Below are 14498 nucleotides of genomic sequence, written 5' to 3' on the forward strand. Positions count from 1 at the left end.
CTGGGTTGTCCACAGGGGGCGGGCCGCCGTTGTTGTCAGCCGTTAGTGTGGGGCCCCGTCCGAGACGACCCAGCGCCCCCGCAGGGCACGGGCGTCCACCGCAGTCCAACGAACCGGGGCCCGTACCTCGATGTCCGTGCACAGCCATTCGGCAGGCCAATTCGACACTGCCGCAGCCGCGTTCAACCCGGGGCACGCCGCAGGGCCCGACCCGACCCGGCCACCCGAGTTCCCCAGACATGTCGTCACCGCCGTGCTCGTCTCCCACGACGGAGCGCGCTGGCTGCCCGACGTCCTGTCAGGGCTGCTCGGCCAGGAGCGCCCCGTACAGAACGCCGTAGCCGCCGACACCGGCAGCGCGGACGCCTCCGCCACGCTGATCGCCGACGCGATCGGCGACGAGCGCGTTCTCCACCTGGCCCGGCGCACCGGCTTCGGCCAGGCCGTCGACGAAGCGGCGCGTACCGCGGGAGTGCTGACTCCCGAGGAGCTGCCGTACCTCAAGCGCCCCAGCGGCTGGGACCCCGTCAGCCGCACCTGGCGCGACGACGCCTACGACATGCCGGAGCTCCCGCACGGCGAGCCCGAGCAGTGGCTGTGGCTCCTGCACGACGACTGCGCGCCCGAGCCCGACGCGCTCGCCGAACTCCTGCGCGTCGTCGAGAACGAGCGCGAGATCGGCAACGAGGTCGCCGTCGTCGGACCCAAGCTCCTCGGCTGGTACGACCGCAGGCAGCTCCTCGAGGTGGGCGTCTCCATCGCCAACTCGGGGCGCCGCTGGACCGGCCTCGACCGCCGCGAGCAGGACCAGGGGCAGCACGACCACGTGCGGCCCGTCCTGTCCGTGTCCACCGCGGGCATGCTGATCCGGCGCGATGTCTTCGAACAGCTCGGCGGGTTCGACCGCAGGCTGCCCCTGATGCGCGACGACGTCGACCTGTGCTGGCGCGCGCAGGCCGCCGGCCACCGCGTCGTCATCGCTCCCGACGCCGTCGTCCGGCACGCCGAGGCCTCCTCGCGCGAGCGCCGCACCGTCGACTGCGTGGGCCGCACGGCGACGTCCCCGCACAAGGTCGACAAGGCCGGCGCCGTCTACACCCTGCTCGTCAACGCCAGTACGGCCGTGCTGCCCTGGGTGCTCCTGCGCCTCGTCATCGGCACGCTGGCGCGCACGCTCGCGTACCTCGTCGGCAAGGTTCCCGGCCAGGCGCTCGACGAGATCACCGGACTCCTCGGCACCCTGCTGCGGCCCGAGCGGATCCTCGCGGCCCGCCGCAGGCGCGGCAGGGGAGTGGTCGACGCCAAGGAGCTGCGGCCGCTCTTCCCGCCGCCGGGCGCCACGGTCCGGCTCACCGTCGAGCAGGTCGCGGGCAGCGTCTTCGGCGCGTCCGACCCCGAGATCAACGCCGCGGGACGGCACGGCAGCGCCGTCGAGTCCGGCCCCGGCGGCGACGACGCGGACTTCCTGGAGATCGAGCAGTTCGCCCGCCTCAAGCGCATCGCCCGCAAGCCGGGACCGGTGCTCTTCGTAGTGCTGCTGTTCGTCTCGCTCATCGCCTGCCGCGCGCTGCTCGGCGGCGGGGCGCTCGCGGGCGGCGCGCTGCTGCCTGCCCCGGGTGACGCGTCCGCCCTGTGGTCGCGCTATCTCGACGGCTGGCACCCGGCCGGCACGGGCGGCACGCAGTCCGCGCCGCCTTACCTGGCGGTCGTCGCCGCGTTCTCCACGCTCCTGTTCGGCTCGACCGGACTCGCCGTCACCGTGCTCCTCGTCTGCTCGGTGCCGCTCGCCGGCTTCACCGCCTACTTCGCCTCACGCCCCCTGGTCACCTCGCGCCTGCTGCGGGCGTGGGCCTCGGTCGCGTACGCCGTCCTGCCCGCCGCCACCGGCGCGCTCGCCGGAGGCCGGATCGGCACCGCGGTCCTCGCGATCCTGCTGCCGCTCATCGCGCGCGCGGGGTTGTCCGCCAGCGGCTTGATGAACCACGCGGGGGCGCGCGGCAGCTGGCGCGCAACCTGGGCGTACGCCCTCCTGCTGACTGTCACGACGGCCTTCACGCCCATCGTGTGGCCGATCGCGCTCGTCCTCGGCATCGCGCTCCTCGCGGTCCGCCGCGGCGACATCACCGCGTACGGGTTCCGCTTCCTGGCCGCGCTCGGCACCCCGCTCCTGATGCTCGCGCCGTGGTCCCTGACGCTGCTGCCGTTCGGCTTCTTCAAGGAGGCCGGCCTCCCGTACGGCAAGGGGTCGGCGTCCGCGCTCGGACTGCTCGGCGCCTCGCCCGGCGGCTCCGGCACCCTCGGTGGACTGCTGCTCATCGGCATCGTCCTCGCCGGGCTCGCCGCGCTCCTGCGCACCGAGCGCCGCCCCGCCGTCCTCACCGCCTGGGCGATCGCCCTGGTGGCCCTGGTCTTCGCGGCCCTGTCGAACAGCTCGGCCTGGGCCGGGCCCGCGACCCTCGTCTACGGCATCGCCCTCCTCGCCGCCGCCGTGCTCGGCGCCGAGGGGGCACGCTCGCGCGTGGCCGAGCAGAGCTTCGGCTGGCGGCAGCCGGTGGCGGCCCTCATCGCGTTCGCCGCGGTGGCCGGACCGCTGCTCGCCGCGGCGGGCTGGATGATCCGCGGGGCCGACGGCCCCCTGGAGCGGCGCGACCCCACCCAGGTGCCCGCGTTCGTCGCCGAGGAGAGCGACACCCAGGACCAGGCCCGCACCCTCGTCATGGACAGCGACTCGGCCGCCAGGGTGTCGTACACGCTGGTCCGCGGCGCCGGCGCGCGCCTCGGTGACGGTGAACTGACCGAGGCGGGCGGCAGCAACAAGAAGCTCGACAAGGTCGTCGCCAACCTCGTCGCCGGCTCCGGCGCCGACCAGGCCGACCAGCTCGGCGGCTTCGCCGTGCGCTACGTCCTCGTACGCGCGGGCGCGCCCCGGCAGATGAGCCGCGTCCTCGACTCCACGCCCGGCCTGTCCCGGCTCAGCCAGCAGGACGGCACCGCCCTGTGGCGCGTGGACCGGCAGGTCTCGCGCGCCGCGATCGTGTCCGGGTCCGACGAGCCGCAGCCCGTCGCCGCGGGCCCCGTCGAACTGCACACGAAGATCCCCGAGGGCAAGGCAGGCCGCGTCCTGCGCATCGCCGACACGGCCGACGAGGGCTGGACGGCGACACTGGACGGCGCGCCCCTGACGAAGATGACCGTCGACGGCTGGGCGCAGGGCTTCGAACTGCCCGCCACGGGCGGCCGCCTGGACGTCACGTTCGACGCGCCGATCTCGCACGCGGCCTGGCTGTGGGCGCAGGGCGCGCTCGCTCTCGTCCTCGTGGTGCTGGCCCTGCCGGGCCGGCGCAGGGACGTGGACGACGACCTTCCCGAGGAGCCCGTCGTGCCCGCGCAGGCCGTCGAGGGCGAGGGCCGCAGGGCCCGCCGTCTGCGCGCCCAGGCGGAGGCCGAACAGGCCGCGGCCGAGGGCACGGACGGCGCGGTACCGCCGGCCCCTTCGGAAGAGGAGCTCGCCGCGGCCGGTGTGCCGCAGCAGCCGTCGTACGGCGAGTGGGACTCCCCTGCGTACGCGCCCGCCGACTACGGCCAGTACGCCGAGGGCGACCAGCAGCAGTACCAGGGCGGCCCCTACCAGGGCGCGTACGACCAGACCCAGCAGGCGGATCCCTATCAGGCGGACCCGTACCAGGTCGGCCAGTACGACCCGTACGCCTACGGGGGCACGTACGACGCCCAGCAGCAGTACGGGCAGCAGGCCTACGACCCGTACGAGCAGCCGCAGCCCCCCGCGCAGCCGCCGCACGGCACCGACAGTGAGCGCCCCGACGGGAGCCAGCAGTGAACCGCACCACCCTGTCCCTGATCGCCGCGGCCGGGGCTCTCGCCGCCGTCACCGGCTTCGCGGCGGCCACCGCGCCCGGCAGCGGCGACGGCGACTCCGCGAAGGCGGCCGCGCGGTTGCCGGTGGAGCGCTCCAGCCTGCTGTGCCCCGCGCCGAGTTCGTCGGACCTCGCCGAGACGGCGTACACGTCGTACACACCCGCCTCGAAGGAGTCCGGGAGTTCCGGCAAGGCCGCCCTGTCGCCCGCCACGCGCGAGCTGACGGACAGCACCGGGAGCGGCAAGGACAAGGGCAAGGCCGACAAGCCCGTGCTGTCCCCGCAGAAGCCGGGCAAGCCCGTCGCGGGTGAGTCGTCGGGCGCCGAGTCGCCGGCGCTCGTGGGCAGCGCCGACGGGAATCTCGCGCCCGGCTGGACCGTGCAGCAGACGACGGAGGTGGCCGCCGGCACCGGTCGCGGCCTCCTCGGGGTGAACTGCTCGGCGCCCGACACCGACTTCTGGTTCCCGGGCGCCTCCACCGCCAAGGAGCGCAGCGACTACATCCACCTCACGAACCCGGACGACTCGGCCGCCGTCGTCGACGTCCAGCTGTACGGCGCGAACGGCGCCATCAAGTCCGATGTGGGCGAGGGCATCCAGGTCCAGCCGCACTCCAGCGTGCCGGTCCTGCTGTCCACCCTCACCGACAAGCCGCAGACGAACGTCACGCTCCATGTGACGGCCCGCAGCGGCCGGGTCGCCGCCACCGTCCTCGCCGCGGACGACAAGCTCGGCGGCGACTGGCTGCCGGCGTCCGCGGACCCCGCGGACACGGTCGTGCTGCCCGGCATCCCGAAGGACGCCACGAGCGTGCGCCTGGTCGCCTTCGCCCCCGGCGACAACGACGCGGACCTGAAGGTCCAGCTGGCCTCCCCGACCGGCCGCATCAGCCCGGCCGGGCACGAGAGCCTGCACGTGAAGTCGGGGATGACGGCCGCCGTCGACCTCGGCGACGTCACGCGCGGCGAGGCCGGCTCCCTGATCCTGACCCCCACGGGCGACTCGGCCCCGGTCGTGGCCGCCCTGCGCGTCGTGCGCGGCAAGGGCGAGGATCAGGAGTCGGCGTTCATCCCGGCGACCCGGCCCGTCGGCGCCCGGGCGACCGTCGCCGACAACCGCGCGAAGGGCTCGACGCTGTCGCTGACGGCCCCGGGCGCGGCGGGCACGGTCAAGGTGACGGCGTCGGCGGGCACCGAGGGCGGGACCCCGGTCTCGAAGACGTACACCGTGAAGGGCGGTACGACGACGTCCGTGCAGCCGCCGGTCCCGGCCGGGCTCAAGGGGTCGTACGCGCTGACGGTGGAGCAGGTGTCGGGCGGGGAGGTCTACGGCTCGCGGATGCTGGACGTGCCCGACCGGGACGTCCCGGGAGTCCCGATGTTCACGGTCCAGACGCTCCCGGACGACCGGGGGATGGTCTCGGTGCCGCACGCGGACCAGGACCTGTCGGTACTGCAGAAGTGACCGAGGAGTGGCCCGGTCCGCCGGGTCACTCCTCGTCGCCGTAGCGCGGATCCACCGTCTCCGGGGACAGGCCGAGGAGCTCGGCGACCTGCTCGACCACGACCTCGTGCACCAGCGCCGCGCGCTCGTCGCGGCCCTTGGTGCGGATCTCGACCGGGCGGCGGTAGACGACCACGCGCGCGGGGCGCCCCTCGCGGGCCGCGATCGTGCCGCCCAGGGGCACCGCCTCGTCGCTCCAGCCCTCGCCGGCCGGGCCGACCGCGGGCACTTCGAGGATCAGGAAATCGATGTCGGCGAGCTGCGGGAAGCGTCGCTCGAGCCGCTCCACGGAGTCCTGCACCAGATCGGCGAACCCCTCGGCCCGGCTCGCGGAGAGCGGCACCTGAGGAGGGGCGACGGGCCCGCGCATGCCCCTGCCGTGCCGGTCGCGGCGGCGGGGAGGCTTCGGCTCTGCGGCAGGGGGCGGTACGGGGTTCTCCATCACTGACGCAGCGTAGACCTCCCGCCGACGCCCCTGCCCGCGCCGGCGCCGTACGGAACCGGCATGTCGCTTCCTGACCGATCAAGCCAAACTTGGGCGCGATTCCGCGTCCCTCCCGGACCGGTGGCCTCGCGGCTCCTGTCGGTATTTGCCCCGAGTGGTGACCGCGTTCACCACGGACGCGGGGCGCACCACCCCCGGTCCGCGCAGGTCAGCGGCGCGCTCCCGGAGCCCCGTGTGCGCCGCTGCGCACCACGACACGGTGGGGTGACCTCCCGGGGAGTCGTCGCGGCCCGCTCAAGAGTGCGGTACCGTCCAACGCTGTGAGCCCTGTACGTCGCTGTTCGCGCACCGCTTGCGGCCGTCCCGCCGTCGCGACGCTGACGTACGTCTACGCCGACTCGACCGCGGTCCTCGGCCCCCTCGCCACCTACGCCGAACCCCACTGCTACGACCTGTGCGCCGAGCACTCCGAGCGCCTCACCGCCCCGCGCGGGTGGGAGGTCGTCCGGCTCGCCGACAGCTCCGGCCCCTCGCGCCCCAGTGGCGACGATCTGGAGGCCCTGGCCAACGCGGTGCGTGAGGCGGCCCGCCCGCGGGAGCGCGCGGCCGAGGCGGGCGGCGGCCCCCGCACGGCGGACCCGATGGAGGTCGCGCGCCGCGGCCATCTCCGGGTGCTGCGCTCGCCGGACAGCTGAGCCGGACGCCGCCCGGCAGCTGGATTCGGACTTAGGTTTCCCCTTTACGGAATCTCCTTCGTCCCACGCATTGACCTGAGTTTGTTGCGGACACAACAATTTCGCCACCCAGTGCCCGGGAGGCGCCCGTGTTCGTCCAGCAGCTTGAGCCCGTGGCCGGATCGCTCGGTCTGTCCGCACTCGTCGCGACCCTGCCCCTAGTCACCGTGCTCGTCCTGCTCGGCGCCGTCCGCATGAAGGCCCACCTCGCGGGCCTCATCGGGCTCGCCGTGGCCGCCCTCGTCGCCTGCCTCGCCTACGGGATGCCGGTCGGCCAGACCGTGTCGAGCGCCGCGCAGGGCGCGCTGTTCGGGCTGTTCCCCATCATGTGGATCGTCGTGAACGCCCTGTGGGTGTACCGGATGACCGTCGGCACCCGGCACTTCGACATCCTGCGCCGCTCCTTCGGGCGGCTGTCCGACGACCCGCGCATCCAGGCCCTCGTCATCGCGTTCTGCTTCGGCGCGCTCCTCGAGGCGCTCGCCGGGTTCGGGGCACCCGTCGCCATCTGCTCCGTGATGCTCGTCGCGCTCGGCTTCGACCCGGTCAAGGCGGCCGTCGTCGCCCTCGTCGCCAACACCGCGCCCGTGGCCTTCGGCGCGATGGGCACGCCCGTCGTCACCCTCGCCCAGGTCACCGGGCTCCCGCTCGACTCCGTCGCCTCCGTGGTGGGCCGTCAGACCCCGCTGCTCGCCCTCGTGGTGCCGCTGGTCCTCGTCTGGCTCGTGGACGGGCGACGCGGCCTGCGCGAGACCTGGATACCCGCCCTCGCCTGCGGAGTCGCCTTCGCCGCCGCCCAGTTCGCCGCCTCGAACTACGTCTCCGCACAGCTCGCCGACATCGGGGCCGCGCTGGTCGGCGCGGGCGCCCTGGTCGCAGTGCCGCACGCGCGCAGGCCCGCCGCCGAACCCGTACGCGCCGCCGTCCTGACCGGAGTACGCAGCGAAGAGCTCGACCAGGACGACCCGCGGCCCGAAATCCTGCGCGCCTACGCCCCCTACGCGCTCATCGTCGTCATCTTCTCGATCGCGCAGATTCCCGCGGTGAAGGACTGGATCGCCAAGGCGACGCGCGTCTTCGACTGGCCCTTCCTGAACGTCGCCAACCCCGAGGGCAAGCCCGTCGGCGGCAACCTCTTCACCCTGCCGCTCGTCTCCACCGGCGGCACCCTGGTCCTCCTCGCCGGCGCGATCACGGCCGCCGTCATCGGCGTCCACGCGCGCGTGGCCGTACGCGAGTGGCTGGCGACCGTGTACGAGCTGCGCTTCGCGATCCTCACCGTGACCAGCGTCCTGGCCCTCGCCTACGTCATGAACCTCTCCGGGCAGGCCGCCACCATCGGGCACTTCGTCGCCGTGGCCGGCGCGGGCCTCGCGTTCCTGTCGCCCGTACTCGGCTGGTTCGGCGTCGCCGTCTCCGGCTCCGACACCTCCGCCAACGCCCTCTTCGGCGCACTCCAGGTCACCGCCGCCCAGCAGTCCGGCCTGTCACCCGAACTGCTCGCCGCCGCGAACAGCTCCGGCGGTGTCCTCGGCAAGATGATCTCCCCGCAGAACCTCACCATCGCCTGCGCCGCCGTCGGGCTCGCGGGCAAGGAGGGGGATCTGCTGCGCAAGGTGCTGCCGTGGAGCGCGGGACTCCTGCTGGTGATGTGCCTGATCGTGATGGCGCAGAGCTCAGCGGTCCTCGGCTGGATGCTGCCCTGACAGCTGACTGTCAGTCCGTACGGGTAGTTTGTGCTGTCCGAAGCGGACTTCAGGAGAGTTGGGTGACCGTGGCTGCTGATCTGTCGCAGATCGTCAAGGCGTACGACGTACGCGGAGTGGTCCCGGACCAGTGGGACGAGCGCCTCGCCGAGCTGTTCGGCGCCGCCTTCGTGCGCGTGACGGACGCGGCGGCGATCGTCGTCGGACACGACATGCGGCCCTCGTCACCCGGCCTCTCCCGGGCCTTCGCGCGGGGCGCGGCCGCCCTCGGCGCCGACGTGACAGAGATCGGCCTGTGCTCCACCGACCAGCTGTACTACGCGTCGGGCGCGCTCGACCTGCCCGGCGCGATGTTCACGGCCTCGCACAACCCGGCCCAGTACAACGGCATCAAGATGTGCCGCGCCGGCGCCGCCCCCGTCGGACAGGACACGGGCCTCGCCGACATTCGCGAACTGGCCGAGAAGTGGCTGGAGACGGGCGCCCCCGAACCGGCCGTGAAGGCGGGCACACTCACCCGGCGCGACACCCTCGACGACTACGCGGCCTATCTGCGCTCCCTCGTCGACCTCACGGAGATCCGCCCCCTGAAGGTCGTCGTCGACGCGGGCAACGGCATGGGCGGGCACACCGTCCCGACCGTCTTCGCGGACCTGCCGCTCGACCTCGTCCCGATGTACTTCGAGCTCGACGGCACGTTCCCCAACCACGAGGCCAACCCGCTCGACCCGGCGAACCTCGTGGACCTGCAAAGGCGCGTCCGCGAGGAGCGCGCCGACCTCGGCCTCGCCTTCGACGGCGACGCGGACCGCTGCTTCGTCGTCGACGAGCACGGCGACCCCGTCTCCCCGTCCGCCGTCACCGCCCTCGTCGCCTCCCGCGAACTGGCGAGAAACGGCGGCACGGGCACGATCATCCACAACCTGATCACCTCCTGGTCCGTCCCCGAGGTCGTGAAGGAGCACGGCGGCACACCGGTACGCACGCGTGTGGGCCACTCGTTCATCAAGCAGGAGATGGCCACCTCCGGAGCGATCTTCGGCGGCGAGCACTCGGCGCACTACTACTTCCGCGACTTCTGGAACGCGGACACGGGCATGCTCGCCGCGCTCCACGTCCTCGCCGCCCTCGGCAGCCAGAGCGGCGCCCTGTCCGCCCTGGTCGCCGAGTACGACCGCTACACCGGCTCCGGCGAGATCAACTCCACGGTCGCCGACCAGCGTGCCCGCCTCGCCGCGATCAAGACCGAGTACGTCGGCCGGGACGGCATCACGCACGACGAGCTCGACGGCCTGACGATCACCTCCGCGGACTGGTGGTTCAACGTCCGCCCGTCCAATACGGAGCCCCTCCTGCGACTGAACGCGGAGGCCAGGGACGAAGCCACCATGACCAAGATCCGCGACGAGGTCCTGGCGATCATCAGAGCCTGACCACGGCCACACCCGCCGGGACTCCCGTCCGAGCAGCCGTGCCCCCGTCCCCGGCGGTACGCTGACCAGGCCGCACGCACACACATTCATACCGCCGAAGGGACACCTCATGCCGCTCGAAGCCGGCCTCCTGGAGATCCTCGCCTGCCCGGCCTGCCACGCCCCCCTCAAGGAGGCGGACGCCGAGCTGCTCTGCACCGGATCGGACTGCGGCCTCGCCTACCCGATCCGCGACGGCATCCCCGTACTCCTCGTTGACGAGGCCCGCCGCCCCGCATAGGTCCCACCCAGGCCCCACAGGGGCCGTCCCGGAGGCTGACACCATGCTCGACGAATCGCTGCTCGACGCCCCCGAGGCCCTCGCCAGGGTCGACCGCCGCGGACTCCTGCGCGGCGCCGCCGAGGCCGGCGCCCGCGTCCGCACCGCGGTCCGGCACGCCGCGGAGGCCGGGATCACCGAGCTCAAACCGGACGGCCGCCCGCGCGCCGTCCTCTTCGCGGGACCCGGACTGGCCGCCGGCTGCGTCGCCGACCTGCTCAACAGGCTCGCCGGCGCCTCCTGCCCCGTAGCCCGCCTGCGCCCCACCGGAGTCGCCCCCGCCGCGGGCGCCCTGCGCTGGGAGCTGCCCGGCTGGGCGGGCCCCGTGGACCTCCTCCTCGTCGCGACCACCGACGGCACCGAGCCGGGACTCGCCCTCCTCGTCGAGCAGGCCTACCGGCGCGGCTGCACCATCGTCGCCGTCAGCCCCGCGGGCGCCCCCCTGAGCGAAGCCGTCGCCGGGGCACACGGCCTCTTCGTACCGATGGCGACCGCCCCGTACGAGGAGGACGAACCCGCCGCGGCCTCCGCGCCCGGCGCCCTGTGGGCCCTGCTCACCCCACTGCTCTCCCTCCTGGACCGCACCGGCCTGCTCTCCGCGCCGGCCGAGACCCTGGAGAAGGTCGCCGACCGCCTCGACCAGACCGCCGAGCGCTGCGGCCCGGCGATTGCGACCTACAGCAACCCCGCCAAGACGCTCGCCGCCGAGCTCGCCGACGCACTGCCCCTGATCTGGACCGAAGGGCACGCCGCGGGCCCGGCAGGCCGCCGCTTCGCCGCCGCGCTCGCCGAACTCGCCGGCCGCCCGGCCCTCGCCTCCGACCTGCCCGAGGCGCTCCCCGCGCACGGCCGCCTCCTCCTCGGCGACCTCGCGGGCGGCGCCGACCCCGACGACTTCTTCCGCGACCGGGTCGACGAGGCACAGCCGATGCGCGTCCGCGTCGTCCTCCTGCGCGACCGGCCCGGCGGCCTCACCGCCGCGCCCGCCGCCCGCGAGCTGGCCCTCGGCCACGACACCCCGATCAGCGAGCTCGAACCCGAAGAGGGCGGCGAACTGGAAACACTCGCCGAACTGATCGCCGTCACGGATTTCGCCGCCGTTTACCTCGCGCTCGCCTCGGGCGCATGACGTGGACCAGGCCGGTCCGAACCACCGGCCGGCCCCTGACCCGCGTACGGAGAAGAACACCTGATGGACCGCCTCACCAACACCGTCCGCCCCTACGCCTGGGGCTCGACCACCGCCATCCCGCACCTCATCGGTGCCGAGCCGACGGGCGAGCCGCAGGCCGAGATGTGGATGGGCGCCCACCCGGGAGCCCCCTCGCGGACCGGGCGCGGCCCGCTCAACGAGGTGATCGACCAGGCCCCCGAGCGTGAGCTCGGCCCGCAGGCCGTCGCGAAGTTCGGCCCCCGCCTCCCCTTCCTCCTCAAAATCCTCGCCGCGGGCGCCCCGCTCTCCCTCCAGGTCCACCCCGATCTCGCCCAGGCCAAGGAGGGTTACGAGGCCGAAGAGCGCGCCGGCGTCCCCATAGACGCCCCGCACCGCAACTACAAGGACGCCAACCACAAGCCCGAACTGATCTGCGCCCTCACGCCGTTCGAGGGCCTGTGCGGATTCCGCGCCCCCGAAGAGGCCGCACGCCTCATCGAGGGCCTCGGCGTCGACTCCCTCAAGCCCTACGCCGACCTGCTGCGCGCCCACCCCGAAGAGGCCGCGCTGCGCGAGGTCCTGACGGCCGTACTGAGCGCGGACCCCGCGGAGATGGCCGCCACGGTCACCGAGGCCGAGGCCGCCGCCGAACGCCTCGGCGGCGACTACGTGCCCTACGCCGGACTCGCCCACCACTACCCCGGCGACCCGGGCGTGATCGCGGCCATGCTGCTCAACCACGTCCGCCTCAACCCCGGGGAGGCCCTGTTCCTCGGCGCCGGAGTCCCGCACGCCTACATCGACGGCCTCGGCGTAGAGATCATGGCCAACTCGGACAACGTCCTGCGCTGCGGCCTCACCCCCAAGCACGTCGACGTCCCCGAACTCCTGCGAATCGTCCGCTTCGAGGCCACCGACCCGGGCATCCTGCGCCCCGAGGCGTCCCCCGACGGCGAAGAGGTCTACGAGACCCCCATCGACGAATTCCGCCTCTCCCGCTACACCCTGCCCGAGGGCGCCGCCGCGCACGACGTGACCGCCGAGACCCCGCAGATCCTGCTCTGCACCGCGGGCACCGTCCGCGCCGGCGAACTCGACCTCACCGCAGGGCAGTCGGCATTCGTCCCCGCCGGCGAAAAGACCGAAGTGTCCGGAGTCGGCACCCTGTTCCGGGCAACCGTGGTGGCCTGACGCGCCTCAGCTGTCCCGGGCTGCAACAATGACCCACCGCAAAGGGTGGGCAAAGCCCGGGACGGCGTACGCGGACAGATCCGTACGAGCTGTGGCCCGGGACCGCGTACGAAGGGACATCGGGAACACATGAGCGCTTCAGGCGGCACAAAAGCGATCGTGGCGGCACTCGCCGCCAACCTCGCGATCGCGGTAGCGAAATTCGTGGCGTTCCTCTTCAGCGGCTCGTCCTCGATGCTCGCCGAGAGCGTCCACTCGCTCGCCGACTCCGGCAACCAGGGCCTCCTGCTGCTCGGCGGCAAGAAGGCCCAGCGCGAGGCGACCCCGCAACACCCCTTCGGCTACGGCCGCGAGCGCTACATCTACGCCTTCCTCGTCTCCATCGTCCTCTTCTCGGTCGGCGGCATGTTCGCCGTCTACGAGGGCTACGAGAAGATCAAGCACCCGCACGCGCTCGAGAACTGGTACTGGCCGATCGGCGTCCTCGTCTTCGCGATCATCGCCGAGAGCTTCTCGTTCCGCACCGCCATCAAGGAGTCCAACGAGCTGCGCGGCAAGCTCACCTGGTCCCAGTTCATCCGCCGCGCCAAGGCCCCCGAGCTGCCCGTCGTCCTCCTCGAGGACTTCGGCGCGCTGATCGGTCTCGTCCTCGCGCTCGCCGGCACCGGCCTCGCCCTCGCCACCGACGACGGCCTCTGGGACGGCATCGGCACCGTGTGCATCGGCGTCCTGCTCATCGCCATCGCGATCGTGCTGGCCGCCGAGACCAAGTCGCTGCTCCTCGGCGAAGCCGCGGACGTCGACCAGGTCAAGAAGATCGAGGCCGCGCTCGTCGACGGCGACACCGTCACCGGCGTCATCCACATGCGCACCCTCCACCTCGGCCCTGAGGAACTCCTCGTCGCCGCCAAGATCGCCGTCCAGCACGACGACACGGCCACCGAGGTCGCCAACGCCATCAACGCCGCGGAGGCCCGCATCCGCGAGGCCGTCCCGATCGCCCGCGTGATCTACCTCGAACCGGACATCTACAACGAGGCGGCCGCCTCGGCCGGCACCAACCCGGCCAAGACCCCGGCCGGCCCGGCCTCGGACAGCCCGACCCCCGACAGCTCGGGACCGGACGCCAACTGACCCTCCCGCTCGCGCCGGACCCGGAGGCGGGCTGGGTCCGGCTGGGCCGATCGGTGTAGATTCGTCTCTGAGCCAGACGTCGCTGCTGATGGCGGTCGGGCGGCCCGCACGACGGGCCGGCCGAGGGAGAGAGGGCCTCCGACGGACTGCGCTGCGAGCGCCGGGCACTCGTATGTCCATCGCCGCAGGCAAGCCATGCCCACCTCGACCCACCACCACGAGGAGCAATCTCCCTATGACGACTGTCGACAAGCGACAGGACCAGGACTTCAAGGTCGCCGATCTCTCCCTGGCCGCCTTCGGCCGCAAGGAGATCACCCTCGCCGAGCACGAGATGCCCGGCCTGATGTCCATCCGCAAGGAGTACGCCGCCACGCAGCCGCTCGCCGGCGCCCGCGTGACCGGCTCCCTGCACATGACGGTGCAGACCGCCGTCCTCATCGAGACCCTCGTCGCCCTCGGCGCCGACGTCCGCTGGGCCTCGTGCAACATCTTCTCCACCCAGGACCACGCCGCCGCGGCCATCGCCGTCGGCCCGAACGGCACCCCGGACAACCCCCAGGGCGTCCCGGTCTTCGCCTGGAAGGGCGAGACCCTGGAGGAGTACTGGTGGTGCACGGAGCAGGCCCTGACCTGGCCGAACACCCCCACCGGCGGCCCGAACATGATCCTGGACGACGGCGGTGACGCCACCCTCCTCGTCCACAACGGCGTTCAGTACGAGAAGGACGGCAAGGTCCCCTCGGCCGACACCGCCGAGTCGGACGAGCACCGCGTCATCCTGGAGCTCCTCAACCGCACCATCACCGAGGGCTCGCAGAAGTGGACCCAGCTCGCCTCGGAGATCCGTGGCGTGACGGAGGAGACCACGACCGGTGTCCACCGTCTCTACGAGATGTACCGTGACGGCACCCTGTTGTTCCCGGCGATCAATGTGAACGATGCCGTGACGAAGTCGAAGTTCGACAACAAGTACGGCTGCCGTCACTCCCTCATCGACGGCA

General features: G+C 72.8%; 11 protein-coding genes. 10 read left to right on the forward strand and 1 reads right to left on the reverse strand.

Features of this window, described 5'->3' with window-relative positions:
• Positions 1-130 precede the first annotated feature (130 nt).
• A complete protein-coding gene (locus CG723_RS37275; RefSeq protein WP_100597965.1) occupies positions 131-3838 on the forward strand; it encodes a glycosyltransferase family 2 protein in 3708 nt (1235 codons plus the stop codon).
• Positions 3835-5340 carry a DUF5719 family protein gene (locus CG723_RS37280; protein WP_100597966.1) on the forward strand — a complete coding sequence of 502 codons (1506 nt, stop codon included), beginning with the start codon at positions 3835-3837 and terminating at the stop codon, positions 5338-5340. Before CG723_RS37275 ends, CG723_RS37280 begins: the two co-directional genes overlap by 4 nt.
• A gap of 25 nt (positions 5341-5365) precedes the next feature.
• Here the strand turns inward: CG723_RS37280 and CG723_RS37285 are convergent, their stop codons facing one another.
• Positions 5366-5821, reverse strand: coding sequence for a metallopeptidase family protein (locus tag CG723_RS37285; protein WP_100597967.1), 456 nt, complete (start codon positions 5819-5821; stop codon positions 5366-5368).
• A 323-nt stretch (positions 5822-6144) separates the two neighbouring features.
• Between CG723_RS37285 and CG723_RS37290 the strand changes: the two genes are divergently transcribed.
• The 8 genes from CG723_RS37290 to CG723_RS37325 form a co-directional block, all read left to right on the forward strand.
• Positions 6145-6519, forward strand: coding sequence for a DUF3499 domain-containing protein (locus CG723_RS37290; protein ID WP_199842048.1), 375 nt, complete (start codon positions 6145-6147; stop codon positions 6517-6519).
• 128 nt (positions 6520-6647) lie between these two features.
• Complete coding sequence (locus CG723_RS37295) at positions 6648-8264, forward strand: L-lactate permease (protein ID WP_100597969.1); 1617 nt, start codon at positions 6648-6650, stop codon at positions 8262-8264.
• Between the two features lie 68 nt (positions 8265-8332).
• A complete protein-coding gene (locus tag CG723_RS37300; RefSeq protein WP_100597982.1) occupies positions 8333-9697 on the forward strand; it encodes a phosphomannomutase/phosphoglucomutase in 1365 nt (454 codons plus the stop codon).
• Positions 9698-9806: 109 nt separating this feature from the next.
• Positions 9807-9977 carry a Trm112 family protein gene (locus CG723_RS37305; protein ID WP_100597970.1) on the forward strand — a complete coding sequence of 57 codons (171 nt, stop codon included), beginning with the start codon at positions 9807-9809 and terminating at the stop codon, positions 9975-9977.
• Between the two features lie 43 nt (positions 9978-10020).
• A complete protein-coding gene (locus CG723_RS37310; protein ID WP_100597971.1) occupies positions 10021-11145 on the forward strand; it encodes an SIS domain-containing protein in 1125 nt (374 codons plus the stop codon).
• Between the two features lie 63 nt (positions 11146-11208).
• Complete coding sequence (gene manA / locus CG723_RS37315; RefSeq protein WP_100597972.1) at positions 11209-12360, forward strand: mannose-6-phosphate isomerase, class I; 1152 nt, start codon at positions 11209-11211, stop codon at positions 12358-12360.
• 129 nt (positions 12361-12489) lie between these two features.
• The gene (locus CG723_RS37320) at positions 12490-13494 is read left to right on the forward strand and encodes a cation diffusion facilitator family transporter (protein WP_100597973.1); all 1005 of its coding nucleotides are present in this window, start codon (positions 12490-12492) and stop codon (positions 13492-13494) included.
• A gap of 235 nt (positions 13495-13729) precedes the next feature.
• Positions 13730-14498, forward strand: a 769-nt coding sequence (locus CG723_RS37325; RefSeq protein WP_100597974.1) for an adenosylhomocysteinase, incomplete at its 3' end; no start/stop codon positions are given.

The organism is Streptomyces sp. CB01635, from assembly GCF_002803065.1.
GTDB lineage: Bacteria > Actinomycetota > Actinomycetes > Streptomycetales > Streptomycetaceae > Streptomyces.

Coding starts and splice junctions, on each gene's coding strand:
- CG723_RS37275 (WP_100597965.1), top strand. CDS start 131: ATGTCCGTGCACAGCCATTCGGCAGGCCAATTCGACACTGCCGCAGCC.
- CG723_RS37285 (WP_100597967.1), bottom strand. CDS start 5,821: ATGGAGAACCCCGTACCGCCCCCTGCCGCAGAGCCGAAGCCTCCCCGC.
- CG723_RS37305 (WP_100597970.1), top strand. CDS start 9,807: ATGCCGCTCGAAGCCGGCCTCCTGGAGATCCTCGCCTGCCCGGCCTGC.
- CG723_RS37310 (WP_100597971.1), top strand. CDS start 10,021: ATGCTCGACGAATCGCTGCTCGACGCCCCCGAGGCCCTCGCCAGGGTC.
- manA (WP_100597972.1), top strand. CDS start 11,209: ATGGACCGCCTCACCAACACCGTCCGCCCCTACGCCTGGGGCTCGACC.
- CG723_RS37320 (WP_100597973.1), top strand. CDS start 12,490: ATGAGCGCTTCAGGCGGCACAAAAGCGATCGTGGCGGCACTCGCCGCC.